The 17,105-nt window shown below is 39.1% G+C and carries 16 protein-coding genes; 3 read left to right on the top strand and 13 right to left on the bottom strand.

Annotation, left to right across the window (positions count from 1 at the left end; all coding sequences use genetic code 11):
• From BUB94_RS16895 to BUB94_RS12625, 3 genes are all read left to right on the top strand, one after another.
• Positions 1–231: hypothetical protein (locus tag BUB94_RS16895; protein WP_073237608.1), on the top strand; the 231-nt coding region annotated here is incomplete at its 5' end.
• A 161-nt stretch (positions 232–392) separates the two neighbouring features.
• Entirely contained in the window at positions 393–1,355 is a 963-nt protein-coding gene (locus BUB94_RS12630; RefSeq protein WP_073237604.1) for a sugar phosphate nucleotidyltransferase, read from the top strand.
• A 502-nt stretch (positions 1,356–1,857) separates the two neighbouring features.
• A complete protein-coding gene (locus BUB94_RS12625) occupies positions 1,858–2,832 on the top strand; it encodes a CotH kinase family protein (protein ID WP_073237601.1) in 975 nt (324 codons plus the stop codon).
• Between the two features lie 30 nt (positions 2,833–2,862).
• On the opposite strand, the gene BUB94_RS12620 is transcribed toward BUB94_RS12625, so the two are convergent.
• The 13 genes from BUB94_RS12620 to BUB94_RS12560 are packed head-to-tail and all read right to left on the bottom strand — an operon-like array spanning position 2,863 to position 17,100.
• The gene (locus BUB94_RS12620; protein WP_073237597.1) at positions 2,863–3,615 is read right to left on the bottom strand and encodes a WecB/TagA/CpsF family glycosyltransferase; all 753 of its coding nucleotides are present in this window, start codon (positions 3,613–3,615) and stop codon (positions 2,863–2,865) included.
• Between the two features lie 7 nt (positions 3,616–3,622).
• Positions 3,623–4,672: a glycosyltransferase family 4 protein gene (locus tag BUB94_RS12615; RefSeq protein ID WP_073237617.1), complete on the bottom strand. Its 1,050-nt coding sequence runs from the start codon at positions 4,670–4,672 to the stop codon at positions 3,623–3,625.
• A 5-nt stretch (positions 4,673–4,677) separates the two neighbouring features.
• Positions 4,678–5,832, bottom strand: coding sequence for a glycoside hydrolase family 26 protein (locus BUB94_RS12610; protein WP_170932355.1), 1,155 nt, complete (start codon positions 5,830–5,832; stop codon positions 4,678–4,680).
• 2 nt (positions 5,833–5,834) lie between these two features.
• Positions 5,835–6,995 carry a polysaccharide pyruvyl transferase family protein gene (locus BUB94_RS12605; protein WP_073237592.1) on the bottom strand — a complete coding sequence of 387 codons (1,161 nt, stop codon included), beginning with the start codon at positions 6,993–6,995 and terminating at the stop codon, positions 5,835–5,837.
• Entirely contained in the window at positions 6,995–8,263 is a 1,269-nt protein-coding gene (locus tag BUB94_RS12600) for a Coenzyme F420 hydrogenase/dehydrogenase, beta subunit C-terminal domain (RefSeq protein WP_073237589.1), read from the bottom strand. Before BUB94_RS12600 ends, BUB94_RS12605 begins: the two co-directional genes overlap by 1 nt.
• A complete protein-coding gene (locus tag BUB94_RS12595) occupies positions 8,264–9,166 on the bottom strand; it encodes a beta-1,6-N-acetylglucosaminyltransferase (RefSeq protein WP_073237587.1) in 903 nt (300 codons plus the stop codon).
• Positions 9,163–10,050 carry a glycosyltransferase family 2 protein gene (locus tag BUB94_RS12590; RefSeq protein ID WP_073237584.1) on the bottom strand — a complete coding sequence of 296 codons (888 nt, stop codon included), beginning with the start codon at positions 10,048–10,050 and terminating at the stop codon, positions 9,163–9,165. Before BUB94_RS12590 ends, BUB94_RS12595 begins: the two co-directional genes overlap by 4 nt.
• A 1-nt stretch (position 10,051) precedes the next feature.
• Positions 10,052–11,140 carry an EpsG family protein gene (locus tag BUB94_RS12585; protein WP_073237582.1) on the bottom strand — a complete coding sequence of 363 codons (1,089 nt, stop codon included), beginning with the start codon at positions 11,138–11,140 and terminating at the stop codon, positions 10,052–10,054.
• Complete coding sequence (locus BUB94_RS12580) at positions 11,141–12,406, bottom strand: CDP-glycerol glycerophosphotransferase family protein (protein WP_073237580.1); 1,266 nt, start codon at positions 12,404–12,406, stop codon at positions 11,141–11,143.
• Positions 12,399–13,853, bottom strand: a complete 1,455-nt coding sequence (locus BUB94_RS12575; RefSeq protein ID WP_073237577.1) for a lipopolysaccharide biosynthesis protein — start codon at positions 13,851–13,853, stop codon at positions 12,399–12,401. Before BUB94_RS12575 ends, BUB94_RS12580 begins: the two co-directional genes overlap by 8 nt.
• Before the next feature lie 3 nt (positions 13,854–13,856).
• On the bottom strand, positions 13,857–14,633 hold the full coding sequence (locus tag BUB94_RS12570; protein WP_170932356.1) for an acyltransferase: 777 nt from the start codon (positions 14,631–14,633) through the stop codon (positions 13,857–13,859).
• A 35-nt stretch (positions 14,634–14,668) separates the two neighbouring features.
• Positions 14,669–15,742, bottom strand: a complete 1,074-nt coding sequence (locus BUB94_RS12565) for a pyridoxal-phosphate-dependent aminotransferase family protein (RefSeq protein WP_073237571.1) — start codon at positions 15,740–15,742, stop codon at positions 14,669–14,671.
• A 14-nt stretch (positions 15,743–15,756) separates the two neighbouring features.
• Positions 15,757–17,100: a Gfo/Idh/MocA family oxidoreductase gene (locus tag BUB94_RS12560; RefSeq protein WP_073237568.1), complete on the bottom strand. Its 1,344-nt coding sequence runs from the start codon at positions 17,098–17,100 to the stop codon at positions 15,757–15,759.
• Positions 17,101–17,105 lie beyond the last annotated feature (5 nt).

The raw sequence follows: 17,105 nt of genomic DNA, 5'->3' as shown, positions 1-17,105 counted from the left end.
ATGTTCATGTCTCAACTCAGTGAAAAGAAAAGACAAGATGAATACAATACCCGCCTTGCCAGCGCAGTACTTAAAGCGGAAGCTGCTGCAAAAGAGGCTACTAAGAATAAAACTCTTGAAATTGCAATGACTATGCTAAAACGGAAATACGGCATTAATGAAATCATTTCGATTTGCAGTCTTTCATCCAAGGAAGTCCTTAAACTGAAAGCCTCCTTAGAAAAGGGTTAAAGCAGGACAACAAGCGCTAACTATATGAAAAACTGATGGTCTAAAACCATCAGTTTTTTTATCATTGAATTTAAGGGGGGGGATGTTGAATTGTTATCTTTACCCCACAAATTTCTTAAAATCTAGTTGGGTTAAAGATACTTGAATCTAAAGGAAAAAACGTGAAAGTCATTTTGCCAGTTGCAGGAAAGGGAGAACGCATGCGACCGTACACAAACGAGTTGCCAAAGTGTTTGCTTCCCGTAGGCGGAAAAACTATTATTGACTGGATCGTAGAAGACGCTTTAAAGCTCAATCCCTCCGAAACAATCTTCATTACCGGCTATAAAGCCGAGAAAATGGATCAGTATCTGGAAAGCAAACCAAACTGGGGCAAAACACGCGCCATTCTCCAGAGCGACCCCCAGGGGCTAGGTCAAGCCATCAGCTTAGCCCTCCCCTATGTCAACGATGAGCCCCTACTCATCATCCTAGGCGACACCCTCTTTGACGCCGACCTTAGCATACTCAATCCTGTACGTCATTCTGAGCGAAGCGAAGAATCCAGTAACGTTCTATTCACCTACAAAGTCGCCGACCCCCGTCGCTTTGGTGTAGCCGTTACTGACACCGAGAGCAACATCCAACGGTTAGTCGAAAAGCCCCAAGAATTCGTAAGTAACGAAGCCATAGTCGGCATCTACTACATCAAAGATGTAAAGGCGCTAAAAACAGCCTTGCAACACCTCATGGATAATGATATCCGAACCAAAGGCGAACTGCAACTGACAGATGCATTGCAGATGATGATTGAAGAGGGCTGCAAATTCCGTACGGCCCCTGTAAAAGAATGGCTAGACTGCGGTTTACCGGAAACCCTGATTGAAACGAACACTTGGTTACTGAACAATCGTCTATCAGGTACTATTGATCAAAACACTGCGGAATTGAATAATCACAACGCAATCATACCTCCCTGCCATATTGGCAAGAATTGCCGTATCGAAAATTCTACTATAGGTCCCAATGTAACCATCGGAGACAATTGCATTCTTAAGGATGCAATAATAAAAGATTGCGTGGTGTGGAACAATGTAGAACGTAACAGCATTAACTGTGAAAACCAGATTATAGCGAACGTATAAAATGAGGTTTTCCTATCTACTGATTGCTTTCTTTTTCTTGATTTTAAACGGGTGTTCAGACTTTTCATCCGACTCAAATGAATTTGAGCTCAGCGGGAAATTTTACGCTTGCGATGGCGATCGCTACGGCGAAATCATTGATGATTCAAAACTCGGCAAGAAACAATACTGTAATGGGTATCGATGGATAGACCTAGTTCCAGAAGATTCTATCGTCACAATTCGCCCAGAATCAAAAGATTCCACCGTCGGAGATTTGTCAGAATCGAAAGATTCTTCACAAATCATGTATGAATGTAACAATGGATCCATTGTTATAAACAAAAATCTCTGTTCTAAAAATCCAAAAGAATATCTCCCCCTAGATGACTCTGAATATCCATACGCAGGAATTCCTAGGATTGTCATTGAAACTGAAAATTTCCGAGCAATCAAAGATCGCGAAACAGAGATTCCAGCAAAGTTTCAAATCTGGGGCGAAAACGCACCAGAAAGTGAAATCATGGAACTGACGATTAAAGGCCGCGGCAACACAACCTGGACCTACGTCAAGAAGCCCTACGCCATAAAATTCAACGAAAAAACGTCACTGTTCGGCATGCCCAAGGCAAAAAAGTGGGTACTGCTGGCAAACTATCGCGACCGCACCCTCATCAGAAACGCACTGGCCTTAGAAATCGCCAGATCCACAGAAATCGGATGGACGCCATCAGGCCGTTTCGTTGAAGTCTACCTCAACAGGAAATTCCTGGGCAACTACTACCTCTGTGAAAAAATCGAACTTTCGAAAAATCGACTCGGTCTAAGAAATAACGCCTACCTGCTGGAATTCGACAAGAACAACAAGGAAAACATCTTCAAAACAAAATACCGAAATATTCCCGCAACGATCAAAGATCCCGATCTCGAAGACCTCTCCGCAGAACAACAGGAGTACATACAAAATTACGTAAACACCCTCGAGACCGCCCTTTACGATAACGAATCCCTGCTGAATCCGGAAGACTACATCGATCTAAAAAGCATGGCGCTGTATTGGATTATCTACGAAGTCGCGACAAACACAGAGCCCAAGCACCCCAAAAGCTTCTACATGCACAAGGACGCAACGACCAAGCTAACCGCTGGCCCCGTCTGGGACTTCGACTGGGAAACATTCTCCTCCACCATCAGCGGAATAAAGCTCGAAAAGGCCATGTGGAACAAAGCCCTGCTCAAGAAGACCCGCTACAAGGAAGTAGTCATCGAGCAGTGGAACAAGTACAAGGAAAAGTTCGGCCAGATGGACAGCTTTATCGATTCGCTTCATACATACATCAGCAAATCGAACGAACGCAACAACAAAATGTGGCCCATAAAAATCAACGACGGCATTATCGGAGACGAAAGCAAATCATTCGACGAAGCCATACTCATGCTAAAGCAAAGCTACAGGAACAGAATCCAGGAACTGGACGAACTGTTTAATAAGCTGTAGCAACTTTTTGTCAAAGGCTACGAAAAATCCTTACGTTTTGAACGGATTTTTGTACACACCCAAAATTTGTTTCAAGAAAAGCCAAAAAAATTTCAAATCATCCAAAAAATATCTACGAAACATTCTTTTGGGTTCTTTAAAGAATCTATAAAGCCATTCCATTGCGCATTTCTGCATAAAAATAGGAGCCCTAGAAATATTCCCCGCTTCAAAGTCAATGGTAGCTCCAAGAGCCATCCAAATATCAACCCCAGGCATGCGATCCTTGTACTTCATTATAAACTTTTCCTGTTTCGGAGCGCCCACTCCAACAAGAACTACATTAGCTCCACTTTCATTAACAATCTGTATGATATTTTCAATCTCATCAAGTTTTCTTTCAAAGCCAAAACTTGGGGAGTGTGCTCCTACAATAATTTCACGTCCAACGGCAGCATTGATTTTTGCTTTCGCTTTTTCAGCAACACCATCCATCGCACCAAGTAAGAAAATTTTGCAATTTTCATCGGCAGCATGATATCTGTAAAATTCTGTGAAAAAACTTGAACCAGGAACAACATCTGGCAACTTGTTTTTCAAGAATTTTGAACAAAAATAGAGAACCATGCTATCACAAACAATCCATTCTGCTTGTTGATACGCCTCATAAAAATCACGATCTTTTTGAAGTTTTACTAAATGATCCAAATTTGGAGTAAAAAGTACACCTTTCTTCAAATCCCGAAGAAGGTCCTCTTGAGTTATCGCCAAAATATCGGTATTTAAAAAACGAATAAACTTCACATTGCTCCTAAAGATTTCTGAAAATCTCTTTTAATTTAATAATATTTGAATCAATAGAAAAGTTATTTTTTATCAAATTATAAGATTTTTCACTGAAATCACTACGTAGCTTTTCATCAACTATCAAATGAAGCAATTTTTCCGTTAGAGCATCAACATCCCCCGGTTCAATAAGAAAGCCATTTTCCCCATCCATTATAACTTCGGGAATCGAAGCAATGTTCGTGGAAATATTCGGAATGCCAGCAGCCATGGTTTCCAGAATAGTCATTGGAAGACCTTCATTATAAGAAGGCAAACAGTTAATCATAGATTTACTAATGAAATCTTTTTTTTGAGCACCATCAATCCAGCCAACATGAGCAATCCTGTGTTCAACGCCAAGTTCTTTGACTTTAGCCCTCACCTCATTTTCACCCATGTCTCCACACAGATAGAACTTGACATCTTCAGGAATCTTGTCATCAAGCCGTTTGATAGCCTCAATCAAGTCAAATGTACCTTTGCGCACACCAAGACGACCCATAAATAGCACATTACGAGCTTCTAACGAATATGGATTTTTTTCATAGGAAGGAACTGCATTATAAAGAACTTCAACTCTAGCGGAAGGTTCTTTATCCTTTATCATGGAAATCAATCGTTCACTAAGAACAATATTCAAATCCGCTTCAGCAAGAGTTTTCCTTATTTTCTCTTTTTGCAGTTCAGAGCACTTTGCATAAAAATCTTCAAATTCAGCGGCATGATGATGCAAAATTACTTTTATTCCATGACGATGAAAAAATTTCATCAACATGGACTTTCTCCAAAAGCTACCACGTTCCGCAGTGTGCAGATGAGCGATATTGTACTTGCGTGTTTTTACTGCAAACAAAATTTTTGCAAATTGAATGGCAAAATAAATCAAGAGCACCCACTTTTTTGTGTCAAAATGGGTTGGAATAAAATCAATCCTATAATCACCCCAATTTGAATAACTGAGGTAATTTTTCGTCACACTGACCATCCCACCCTTGGTGTTCAATGTGGAGCAGCACATGATAACATTCTGCATAAAAATCATTCACCCTTTCTTTTTATAATGATAGCATTATTACTCAGAAATTCAAGTCGGTCTACTCTCTGCGCCTCGTTTGAAATTTTACTTGTAGACCATAACTGAACCAAGCTCAACCGCACCCCATTCGTTTGCAACAATCTTTTCAATCGATACCTAAAAAATATATTCGTTGTAGAGGAATCTTTATTGTCTGTTTCAAAAAGAGCTGCAACTTTACCTTTTTTTTCAGCCTCACGCGACACAAACTGAGCTCTTTTAATCACATTCTGAAAATCAGTTTCATCCCTCCCGATAGAATAGTCATCAAAACCAATTATATCAACATATTCGTCACCAGGATACCATTTAAAGAAATCAGATTCTTTCCAATGTCGGTCTGGCCCATATCCCCAAAGAATCTGAGCCCGCTGAGCATACTGTTTTATACTTTTCTCTGTTAAAACAAAAAAAGCCTTATAATCCTTTGGAGATACACTGCTTCGGCCCCACCACATCCAATCATCCTCCATCTCATGCCATAGACGAATTATCATCGGTATTGGTTTGCCATCATCATCGACCAATTCATTTAGTATTGAAGCAACCTCTTTTATTCTTGCATCAAACCACTTCGCTGGAGTTTCGTAAACATTAGCGAAGTCATCCTTTGAGCGAAATCTGCCATAGCCACATGTATCACCAGTTCCTTCCAAAATTTCTCGAATCACATATCTATGTTTTGCAGGATAATCGGGAACCTGAGAACTTTTCCTGTATCGACATCCCATATAATTATCAAAATCAGACGGTACATACGGGTTTTCCAAATGCCACGAAAAAGAAGGAATCGCACCATTATCCTTCCACATTTTTCTTACGATTTCAATAATTCTCTTTCGATTATCGGCTTTATAGGTTGAATCAAAGTACGTGCCAGTGGCGTAATAGAAATCCAAACCATAAACAAAAAGGTCCTCGCCAGTAGCCTCTTTATATCCCGAAGAAAAATGGTTCCGCTCACTTCTTGCATCATAAACATGAAACTGACTAAAGTAAGTTTTCCCTTCTTTCGCAGCCTTCAATAAATTTTTACGAACCGTTGAAGCATCACTCCAACTATTCCATTGCGCAAAAGTACAATGGAATAAAATCAGGAATAAAGCCAAGGTTCTCATAATCATGACAAAGATTCTCGCAGGAAACGAATACTTTCTTCCCTCAACGATCTTAACTTTTCATCAACGACATTCCAGTCAACAGCTTCATCAATTTTAAAGACATCCCCTTGATAAAGGCGATTACGATTGATTCCCAAAACGCTAAACAGCGAATCGATTCGAGAATTACGTCCCGTTGCTGCACCTTGAGCAAAACGATAGAACGTCATGAATTGCTTATGGAACTGAATGCTGAATACTGAACAATGAAATGAATCCGTGCAAACATAGGAGGCATTATGAATTAACCGTAGGAATCCATCGGGATCCACATCATAAGGAGCTTCATCACCAAAAGATTCATCTTCGGGAACATATTCGTCCATATGACGCAACGTTACAATCTTGAAACCGGTTTTTGCCTTCAATTCATTTGCAGCCTTGCGAGCCTCTTGATTGTTGCCCAGGAAATAGCAGAAAATATATGGTTCGCCAACTTGTTGAGGCTCAGCAAAAATTTCTTCGCGCCATTCTTCTGCATTCAAAAGCATTGTTGGATCGGCAACGACTTGAGCGACCTGATGGCTCAAAGAATCTACGATTTCCTTCCCCTTTTGCTCACGAACACCAATTTTATAGAAGCGATTGAGGTATTTGCCTGTGGCCTCTTTCTGGAAATTCGGAATTACACTAACTCCAAAACTAGAGGCATAAGCGACCTTGCGAACAGAATCGCTCACAAACAACAAGTTAAAGAATTTATTAGGCAAAGACATAGGAGTCCAAACCTGATCGCTGCCAACGACAACGGCATCATATTGTTTCGAGCCTTCGTGTAAAGCTGAATATCCTACAAAATCCCTAAAAAGAGGAATCAACTTTTTTTCTTTGTATGCCTCAACAATTGCAGTTCGTTCTTTAATTCCTGCTGCATAACGGGGATATTTTTTCATCACCCGTTTCGAAGTCAAGCGCTCTACAATGCACTTAAGCTCACCGCACAAAATCGCATTCAAAACAAAAGCAACTTTCTGTTTTACAGATAATCTCTTTACATAATTTATCACTTCTACCTGAAAACCAAGCTGCAGGATTTTCTTCAAAAGAGCATAGCCAACCAAGGCGGTACCGTAATTGGTATGCCCCTTGCGATAAGCGATTACACAGCCAATTTTTTTCATTAGTAAATCTTAACCTTAGCCTTTAAGAAGGGAATTAGAAACCAAAGCCTTTTATGACGACCGATAAACTGTTGAAGACGAATTTGAGCATAATTTAAAATAGTTTTCAAACCCACTCGGGCATCATACGCCGCCCCAAAATCAGGAGCAGTCTTTCCAAGTTTTTTTAGAAGCATTCCAAAAGAAACATTACGATTTTTTTTTACCTTAGACATAATTTGAGACTCAATCAATTTTGCAGAATCCAAATTTTCTAAAGTTAGTGCACCAGATTTTTTTGCATTTTCAAGCAATTCTCCCCATTTCGTAGTTCTGACAACAACAGAGTTAACACCAATTTTGTCTTCAGAATATGGAGCTATGTGAATGTCACCAAAAGAAACATCGCTCAATTCGCCAAAATGGTCAGCGCATAAAACACAACGTCTTGGGAAAAACATTGATCGTAATGGATGGCTATAGCTTTGATAATCCTCATAAAAGTCTATGTTTTCACCTTTTGCTACCAAGCCACCCAAACAACCATTATCTCGATAAGCAAGATAATTCAATTTATCCAAGTCAATATTTCGTTCCTTCAGCACATATTCTGTAAAATTAAAGGTTCGTGACCCAGAGCAATATACAGAAATCAAACCGCATACTTTTTCTTGCAGTTTTTTGTCAACCGTAAGCAATTTACGCATACCTTCAATTTGACAGGGTACACCAACAACAACAAAACGTTTTTTTTGTTCAGCCTTTAATTCAGCAACAATCCCATACAATGAGGTCGGTGCATATTTGGAGCTTTTAGCAGAAAGAATTTCCGCCTTAGTCTTTGCAATAAACGTTTTAACTTTTAAAAGGGACTCCTTTTCAAACCTTGTGACAACAGCACCATCAATTTTGTCATTTTCTAGTAACCAGATTAAAAATTGACTTAAAGTTCCCCCACTTGCGGCATGGTATCTCAAATCCTGATCATTACTGTGTCCCACATAACAATTCAAGAATCTGCCAATGTATTTATTTTCCTGAACACCATCATCAGTAAATATTTTACCAGCCTGCTCCTGCAAATTAATCCCAACACCAGGACATACATCAAAGCAACGATGGCATCCCTTTGTGTTATTGCATTTACTCAAATCTACTGATGGTCTAAATTCTCCATTGATTACAATCATGGAAATTGCACCAGAGAGACAGGCCCCCTGGCAAACACCACAACCCGTACAAATATTATTTTTGACCGTATATTCAATATTAGGAGTTTTATTTTCCATCTAGCCTTTCACTTTCTCTTCAAAATACTTTATCAACAACTCTGATTTTTTTGGATCAGTTTTTCTAGCAAACCAAAAACACCCTTTTTCAATTTCAGGAATTGCATCCTCGGTGAGTATTCGAGGAGGTTTGTCTTTTTTCGATAGCTTTCTCCAGTCTATATAGCGATGATTATTTTTTTCAATCACGCTAGCAAACGGACTGTTGAATACAATTGTATGAAAAAAGATTTCATCAATGCAAGACGTCCACTGGAATCTTTTTATGTATTTCGGATGATCCTTTAAGAAATCATCTACGTAGCAAATAACATCATGACTTAAAGACCACCACTGAGAGCCCTTATATACAGGCATTTTTAAATCACATCTTGGATAAACACCGATCTTTGAAAAAACTTTTTCCGCCATTTCAATGGAACGGCAAAGGATTGTTTTCAAATTATGGTTTCTTCGGTCAGCAAAGTCGTTAAAATGGAACAGTCTATATCTACTCGACAACTTCCGCAGTCCGCTCCAGTCCATCTCAACCAGGCCCACATAGCCTTTAATTGAATCATTTTCAACCATTCTATCCATTTCGGTTGCAGAAACCAAGGGAAGGTCGCATCCCGAAATCAAGTGGAAATAATCGTAATGGTCTTCAGAGTTCAAAGCCTTTCTAACCAAAGCCAATGTCGCAAGAACCTGAGTGAGTCCCCCCCAATTTACGGAAACCTCACTAAACACAGTGCAGTTTTTCTTTTCTTTTAAAAGGGTGATTGCAGAGTGCTCCAAAAGCAATTCGTTTTTTTTATCAATATGGACGATAAAAAAATGATTGGGAGCATCAAGCATCGAAACCATACGATTTAAATACTCAGGATTATTATGAGCCAAAATCATAAAAACGTGTTTCTTCATTTTCGCAGCTCCATTTTCTTTCGTTCAAGCCACACTCTAAACCAAGGAACTTCTGAAAAGAAATTCAGGCAAAGCCATTTTACAGAAAAGAAAATTCCACAATCTGATTTCACTTTTCCAAAGCCCTTATAAAAAGGGGGAATCGTATTCCAGGCACCCGCTTCAGCTCTCATATTTAGCAATTTTGCATTATGAGGAATCTCAGAAAGATAAGCATCCTTAGACCTTTTTTTCCCCGTTATCCCCCCTTCATTCCATAGCCAATAGTAGATTTTATTTTCAACAATTTCAAAACGATTCGTATTCATCGCAACGTAATGATGGAAGTACGCGTCGTTTCCCTTAGGGACTTCCTCAAATCGCGCGTTTATTCCAAGGACGTATTCTCTTCGGATCATGAAATTCCATGGTCCCTGGATAACATGCTTGACCATTTTTTGCCAATAAACGCTACTTCTATCTTTCAAATAATTAGCTATAGCCACGCTATATTTCTGAGGCCAGCGTTCCTTTTTCTGAACAGGATCCCACGCATAAAAAACATCGTAATATAGGATGTCTATTTCTGAATTGACGTAATTATCCAAAACATTCAAAAAGCCCTCTTCATAACAGTCATCACAATCAGCAAACAGCAACCACCTTCCATTCGCATGATCCAATCCGACATTGCGTGCTTTTCCAGCCCCCATCGAATCAGAAGACGAAAGTTTCAAAAATCTACAATCACTTCTTAATTCTACAGGCTTTTTCGCTTCATCACTATTATCATCGACAACGATGATTTCTACATCATCACGCAAAGGAATCGACGCAATCAATCGATTCAGCAATTCAGGGTTATTATGATGAGGAACAATGAAGGAATACTCAATACCAGACATATCACTCCTCAAACCTTGATTCAAAATAATATGGATTCACAAGACCATCATTCTTGACTCCATACCTATAGAAAAACAAAACAAGAGATACAACAACAATTACAATTCTAATCCATTTCAAACGTTTGTTGGTCTTGTCCAACATCAGCATAGGAAATAACACTGTGTTAAATATCAGGAAACTCTCTGCAACACGGGTCGCTACAACCGATATCGCGCTTAATACGTTGAATATAACAATTCCCGTAATATAGACAATAAATTCAAATTTATTGCGTTCATTATTATTATACAAAAAAATCAAGGCCAGCACAAATAGAGACTGACAACCCATGAACAAATAGCCTGTTTCCACCCCGGTTCCAATCGATCCCAGTAAATATTGTTCATATCGACTATAGAACAAGCCTGCCATTGAAGCCAACATTCCCATCGATGTCTGATCGGCCGTGAAAAAGAACAAGAACGACAAAATTACAGCAATGTACATATTCTTCTTTGAGAAGAATTTTGGACATTTATGATAATAATGATGAATAACACATAAAAAAGCAAATATTATAGAGCTTTTATGGAAAAGCATACTAACAATGATAACATACAAACAAAACTTGACATATTTTTTTTCATAAAGCCAAGAAATAACAGATACAATTAATCCCAAGGCCATCATCTGTCGCATAATATTGTATGCATAAAAATAATGAGATTGGGTTAACAGAAAGAATAAAGCCAAGCTTAGTGGAATATTGTAATATTTGATGAATTTTAAAAATCCAAACCAAAATACACAGAAAAGCACCGAAACAAATGGCAAATACAAACTAGTCACATACTGTTTAAACAGGGCTATTAATCCGACAAAGCCGATTTCAAAAGAATGAAATATTTTATTTCCGTCAAAAACGCTTTTTATGATATAATAATCTTTTTGATAGCCCAGACAATCCGTACCAACTTCAACCCCACGAAAAACAGCAAGGACGAACATGAAAACACACAGCGCCCAGGCCAGCATTTTATTCTTATAAAAAAATGCAAACACCGATGCTAACGTCAATAACAATAGGTATATAGGCGACAACTGCATTTAATTATCTCGAAAAAAATATTCTTTGATGCGAGTACAGGCTTTATTATCCAAATACTTAATGAACATTTTTTGAAGAACAAGCCTTTTTTCCCTTTCAGGGTCTTTTCCTAAACATATGTCTTGAATTGCAAGAATCAATTCTTGCATATTATAAGTTATATGGCCAGCACAAATCGGTTCAATAGGATCAACAAAAAAACCTCTTGTTGAGCGATATTGTTCATAATCATAGAAATAATAAATAATAGGACGATTTAGGTATAGAAAATCATATACGGTTGTGGTGTAATCTGTAATGATACTATCCGATATAGCAAGGAGAGGATTTAAACTTGTTTTAACATTCTCAACTAAATCACTATAAAAAAGCACATGTCTACTTGATTTCTTTACAATCACAGATGTTTGCGCTTGTTGCACAGGATGAACTTTGGCAACAACAAGAGTTTCTGTTTCCTCAAGCATTTTTTCAAGCAATACCAAATCACTTTCGCACACATGTCCCCATATTGATCGTGGAGATTCGTTTTTTTCGTTATAAAAAGATCGTTTACTATTTTCATAATCTCGATGCGTTGGAACATAAGTAATTATTTTTTTGAACTTAAAACCAACAATTTTTTCAATTTCACTTTTCAGATTCAAGTGGTCCTTAAACAAGACATCATTGCGAGGAAAACCTAACGACAAGAAATTACCATAATAATGGCAGTTGTCTAAGGCAATAAATTTTGAACAAATGTCTGAAATAGACAAATGGTAATCAAAAAGATAATGCATCTTATTTTGTTCACGTATCATACTTTTATAACCGCCCATTTCTTCTATTCGGAAAAACTCATTTTTTATCAATCCTCCAAAATAATTAAGGCACACAACACGTTGAGTCGACACTCGATAACAAATGCGAGTGAAATCTGTATCTGTAAAAATCGTATAACATTTAAAAACAGCTTTCATAACAGAAATTTTTTCGGAAGCTAGCACAAAATGAATTCGATCTAAATGAAACGCTTCACAATATTTTTGATATGATTTTAAACGATCTTTATGATAATAAACCACAAAAAAATGGAAGTCCTTAAATCGGCTATCCTGAAGCATGTCATTCAACAAGCACAAGACATTATCAGACTCACCATTCAATATATCGTATCCATCAAAACGACAGTTCCCATGTGGGTAAAAAAGTATAGCGTTTTTTTGTTTTTTACAAAGTCTGTTTGCGCATCGTGCTACAATATTTTTCAGAAAATCAAACATTATTATACCTTTTACGTCTAAATTTGTCTTTTGCCAAACCAATGATTTCTATCATGTCAGCATTATTACGGAGTAAGAACCAATACAGACCTAAAGCAACCATGGACCCTACAGAAATCATTATCAAATATGGAATATTTAAGAGCGTGAGCAAATAAGCTGGGGTACAAGCAAAGATACAACAAAGTAGATACGGCAAATAATCTTTAAATTGCTGGAAGCACGTTAACTTAAAAAATTTTCCTGTGTAATAACTATTAATATACACAGCAATAAAATTATATACAACTGCAGACAAGCAAATAGCCAAAACACCATTGGGTATTGCTAAAAACAGAATTGTCACCGAAATCAGCTTTTTTATAACTTCCAACTTCAAATATAAATCCGAACGACCCTTCACTTTTAACAACGTCAAATTAATTGTACTTAAGTGATCAAACATACTCGAAAAAGCAAATGCCTGCAAAAAAATAATTGCGTTAAACCATTTGTCCGTCAAACAGAGGAGAATTATTGGTTTTGCAAGAGCAACGAGAAGTCCTGAAAAAATGAATATTGATAAGGAGGTTATGCGGATATATTTGCGATAAACATTAATCAGGCGTGCTTCATCATCTTGTATTTTGGCCATAATGGGATACATAATGGAATGAAGTACACCATTTATCGTTTTATTCGGCAATTGAGCAAACTGCGAGCCTCGAGTGTAAAAACCTAAATCTTTGGGAGAATAAAATTTACCTATTGCAAAAGACGTCATGTTCAGATACAAAGTATGAAGTAATCCTGAAACTAGTAACTTAAACCCAAAGGAACCGAGTTCCCTAAATGAACGCCAAGAAAAACCGGTTTTGGGGAACCACCTACAAACGCAACAAATAAAAATCAAATTAAATGCAGCGGCAATTATCTGTTGGTAAACCAGCGACCAAATACCATATCCCAAATAAGCAAAAGCAACACCACAAAAACCTGATACGAGTGTAGCTAAAACATTTCGTAGGGCTAAAGACCTAAAATCTAATTTAATTTGCAACATTGCAACTTGAACCGCCATAAACGCATTTATAACCAGAACAACAGCCTGTACTCTCAAAACAGAGCACAAAATTGGCAAATTAAAAAAGGAGCCAACCCATGGAGCTATTGCAAATAAAATTCCATAGGCGACTAGGGAAATAACAATGTTGAAGTAAAATACAGTACTGAAATCTCTATCACTTTGATTTTTTTTTCGAATCAAAGCAGAACTAAAACCACTATCTATAAAAGATTGAGACACTGCAAAAAAAACAGCTAACATTCCAACAGCCCCATAATCAGAAGGAACCAACATTCGAGCCATTACAACGCCAAGAATAAACTGAATACCCTGAACAGCTATTCTTTCAAGAAAGTTCCATTTTGCGCTATTTATCGTCTGATTTTTTACAGTTTGATCCATAAATCAATTCTCAAACCAACTATTTTCCTTTTTCTCTAGAAAATATTCATTCTCATTTTCATGTTCATCAAAATATTTCAACAAAAAATGTTCAAATTTCAAATTTTTTATCATTGTTTTTCCCGTAGCAACAACCTTTGCAGGTACTCCAGCAAAAACATTTCCAAATGACTCAATACTTGAAAAGTTCTTATTCACCAAACTTCCATTTGCCACAACAGAAAATGGAGGAATCACAGCATTTTTTGAAACGACACAACTATTCGCAATCCACACATTATTTCCAATAACAACATTCCCGTGACACTTGGAAATTGAATGTTTCGATTCATCATACATAAAATGGAAATTGGAATCGTAAATTTGGCAATTCCACCCAAAACTGCAATTATCCCCTATTAACACACTACTTTTTGAATATATTGATGTATTTGAATTACAATAAAAATTTTTCCCAATTTCTAGAACAGCTTTCTTATAAACGCAAATAACACACCCATTTTTTATTACAACTTCTGATCCCAAAAGTAGTTTCCCTTTAGTTTCAAAGCGCAATAAAGTATATGTTTTTTTGGAAGGTGTAACTGGATATTTGTTATATCCTATAGAAATCATTCCTCCATAAATATTCTTTTCATCTACAAACCTAATACATCCTCGATAAATGCCAACAAGTTCAACCCGAGGATAAAGATATATAGGAACATGAACCGCTTGTCTAAATGGTAATACCCTAAAATTAAAGTATAACGTTTTAAGAAAAGATGTTTCAAAAAACATACGAACGCATCTTTTTAGTTTAAACATAAGATGCATTAGATAAAGCCCTTCCTTTGCAAATCCTTAAAAGCCTCAATTAAGTCATCATAGTCCGCAGTGGTAAGAGCACCAATGTGACCGACGCGGAAAATGGTGTCCTTCATATCTCCGCCGTTGGGGCAAATCCACATCCCGTATTCGTCCTTAATTTTCAGGAAGATGTCGTAAGCAGATGCTGTGGTGGGATGAAGTGGGGTCACTGCATTGGAAAGAGATTCGGAAACGATTTCGAAGGGCAAATCCTTGATCTGGTCACGGAAGTAATTGGCCAGCGCTGCGGTACGAGCGATTTCCGCTTCCACTCCGCCGTTTGCCTCGATTTCCTTTAGACGGGTGTGGATCTGACGCAGAATGCCTACTGCAGGGGTCCAGGGTGTCTGGCCACGTTCGGCATTCTTCAGCGCAAGTTTCAGGTCCAGGTACTGGCACTTGCACTTGACTTCTTCGACGCGCTTCAGTGCTTTGGGGGAAAGTGCCATGACGGAAATGCCCGGAGGACAGGCCAAGGCCTTCTGGGAACCTGTAATCATGATGTCTACGCCAAGGCCGGCCATATCGAAAGGATCTGCCAGGAAGGTGCTGATGCAATCCACGATCAGGAACAGGTTGTTGCGTTTGCAGAAGTCGCTGATCAGGTTCATGTCGTAGTGGACACCAGTGGATGTTTCGTGCTTATTCACGATGAAGGTGGTATAGCCCTTGCCTTTGAATTCGGCCAGGTGTTCCGCCTTAATGGCCTTGCCCGCGTTCAGCTTGATTTCGGTAAAGGGAATTTCATGGAGCTCGCAAAGTTCCACAAAACGGTGGCCGAAGCTACCGCCGTTCACCACGATGGCCTTGTCCTTTGGGGTCAAGGTGTTCATGATGGCGGTTTCCATGCCGGCAGAGCCTGATCCGGTAATGAAGACAACCTTGGAATCATCGGTTGCCTTGGCGAACTTTTTCACCAGGGTTTCGTTCTCGAACATCAGCTGAGAAAATTCTGCAGTACGAAAGTACGGGACCTGTTCCGCACCGACGGTTCGAACAGCATCGCTGGATTGGACCGGACCTACGGTAAAGTTGATCATAGAAATACCTTCTTTTAAATCTCAAAAAAGTTTTTACGCTGGCTGAACTGCTCCATAATTTCTGCCATGCAGATGCTTTCCCTACGGCGGAGTCGGGCGGAGGAGAACCTATGGTTGTAGATGCAACTGATGAATTCCTGGATTTCGTAACGAAGGCCAAAGCCATCCCACTTATAGAAGAATTTCTTATTGTTGTTGCTGTCTTCGTAGCGAAGTTCAAAATAGTCCGTCTTCCACCAAGGAGCAGGAACATAGGCGTATCCCTTAGTTCCCGAAATTACCAGGTTGCCTTCGGTTTTAACACCCAGCCCGACCTTGAAAGAACAAACGGCCTTGGGATATTTGATAAGTCCCTTGGTATGAACATCCACGCCGTTTTCCATACGTGAGAATAACTGGATGCTTTCGTAGTTGATTCCCATCAGTTTTAGAATGGGAAGAAGGGGATAAGAGCCTTGTTCGAACATGGCACCACCTGCCTGGGCTGGATCAAATTCGCGCCCCTTCTTGTCTAGCAGCTGGGATAAGGATGCTTCAATGTCCACCACCTCGCCTATGAGGCCTGACTTGATCATCACCATTAGGTGGTTGAATGCGGGACAGTGGGCTGTCTTGTTGGCTTCCATCAGGATGACACCCTGATTTTCCGCTAACTTGTATAGTTCCTTGGCCTGATCCTTGTTCAAGACCATGGGAGTTTCGCACAGAACGTGCTTGCCAGCCTGGAGGGAGGTTTTGATATTGTCGTAATGGCTCAGGTGAGGTGTTGCGATATAGACTGCGTCTACATTCTTGTAGAATTCGTCCAAATTTGCATACGGTGTAACGCCTTCAAATTTCTTTGCGTAATTTTGGCTGGCGCTCGGATCAATATCGTAGGCAGCGGAGATGGATACTCCATTCACCACTCCTGTTTCGGATGGGAAACGGTTCGCGACTCTGCCGCAGCCGATGATGCCTACCTTCACCACGTCCTGGCTTTCTGCTCGGAGCATGGTGGAGGAAATGCCTTCGGTTCGGGGCAGATATACCACTTCGCAGAATTCGTTCAGATAATCAAATTTCCCTTCCCAGTCGGATCCGATTGCAAAAATGTCTACGTCATACTTCTGGACGTCGTCAATTTTTTGGCCGACATAGTCTTCAATGATGATTTGATCAGCAAGGCCTGTAGCCTTCACGGCTTCGACTCTTTCCAGGACATTGTTACGCACGTTCAGTTTGCCGCGATCGCGGTCAAAGTTGTCATTGGTAACACCTACGATCAGATAGTCTCCCAATGCCTTGGCTCGCTTGAGAAGATTGATATGCCCTTGATGTAGCAGGTCGTAAGTCCCGTAAGTGATTACTTTTTTCATACGAT

The sequence above is a fragment of the Fibrobacter sp. UWH9 genome, assembly GCF_900129715.1.
GTDB lineage: Bacteria > Fibrobacterota > Fibrobacteria > Fibrobacterales > Fibrobacteraceae > Fibrobacter.
The sequence above is the reverse complement of the archived record's forward strand: the minus strand, read 5'-3'. Positions and strand labels throughout refer to the sequence as shown.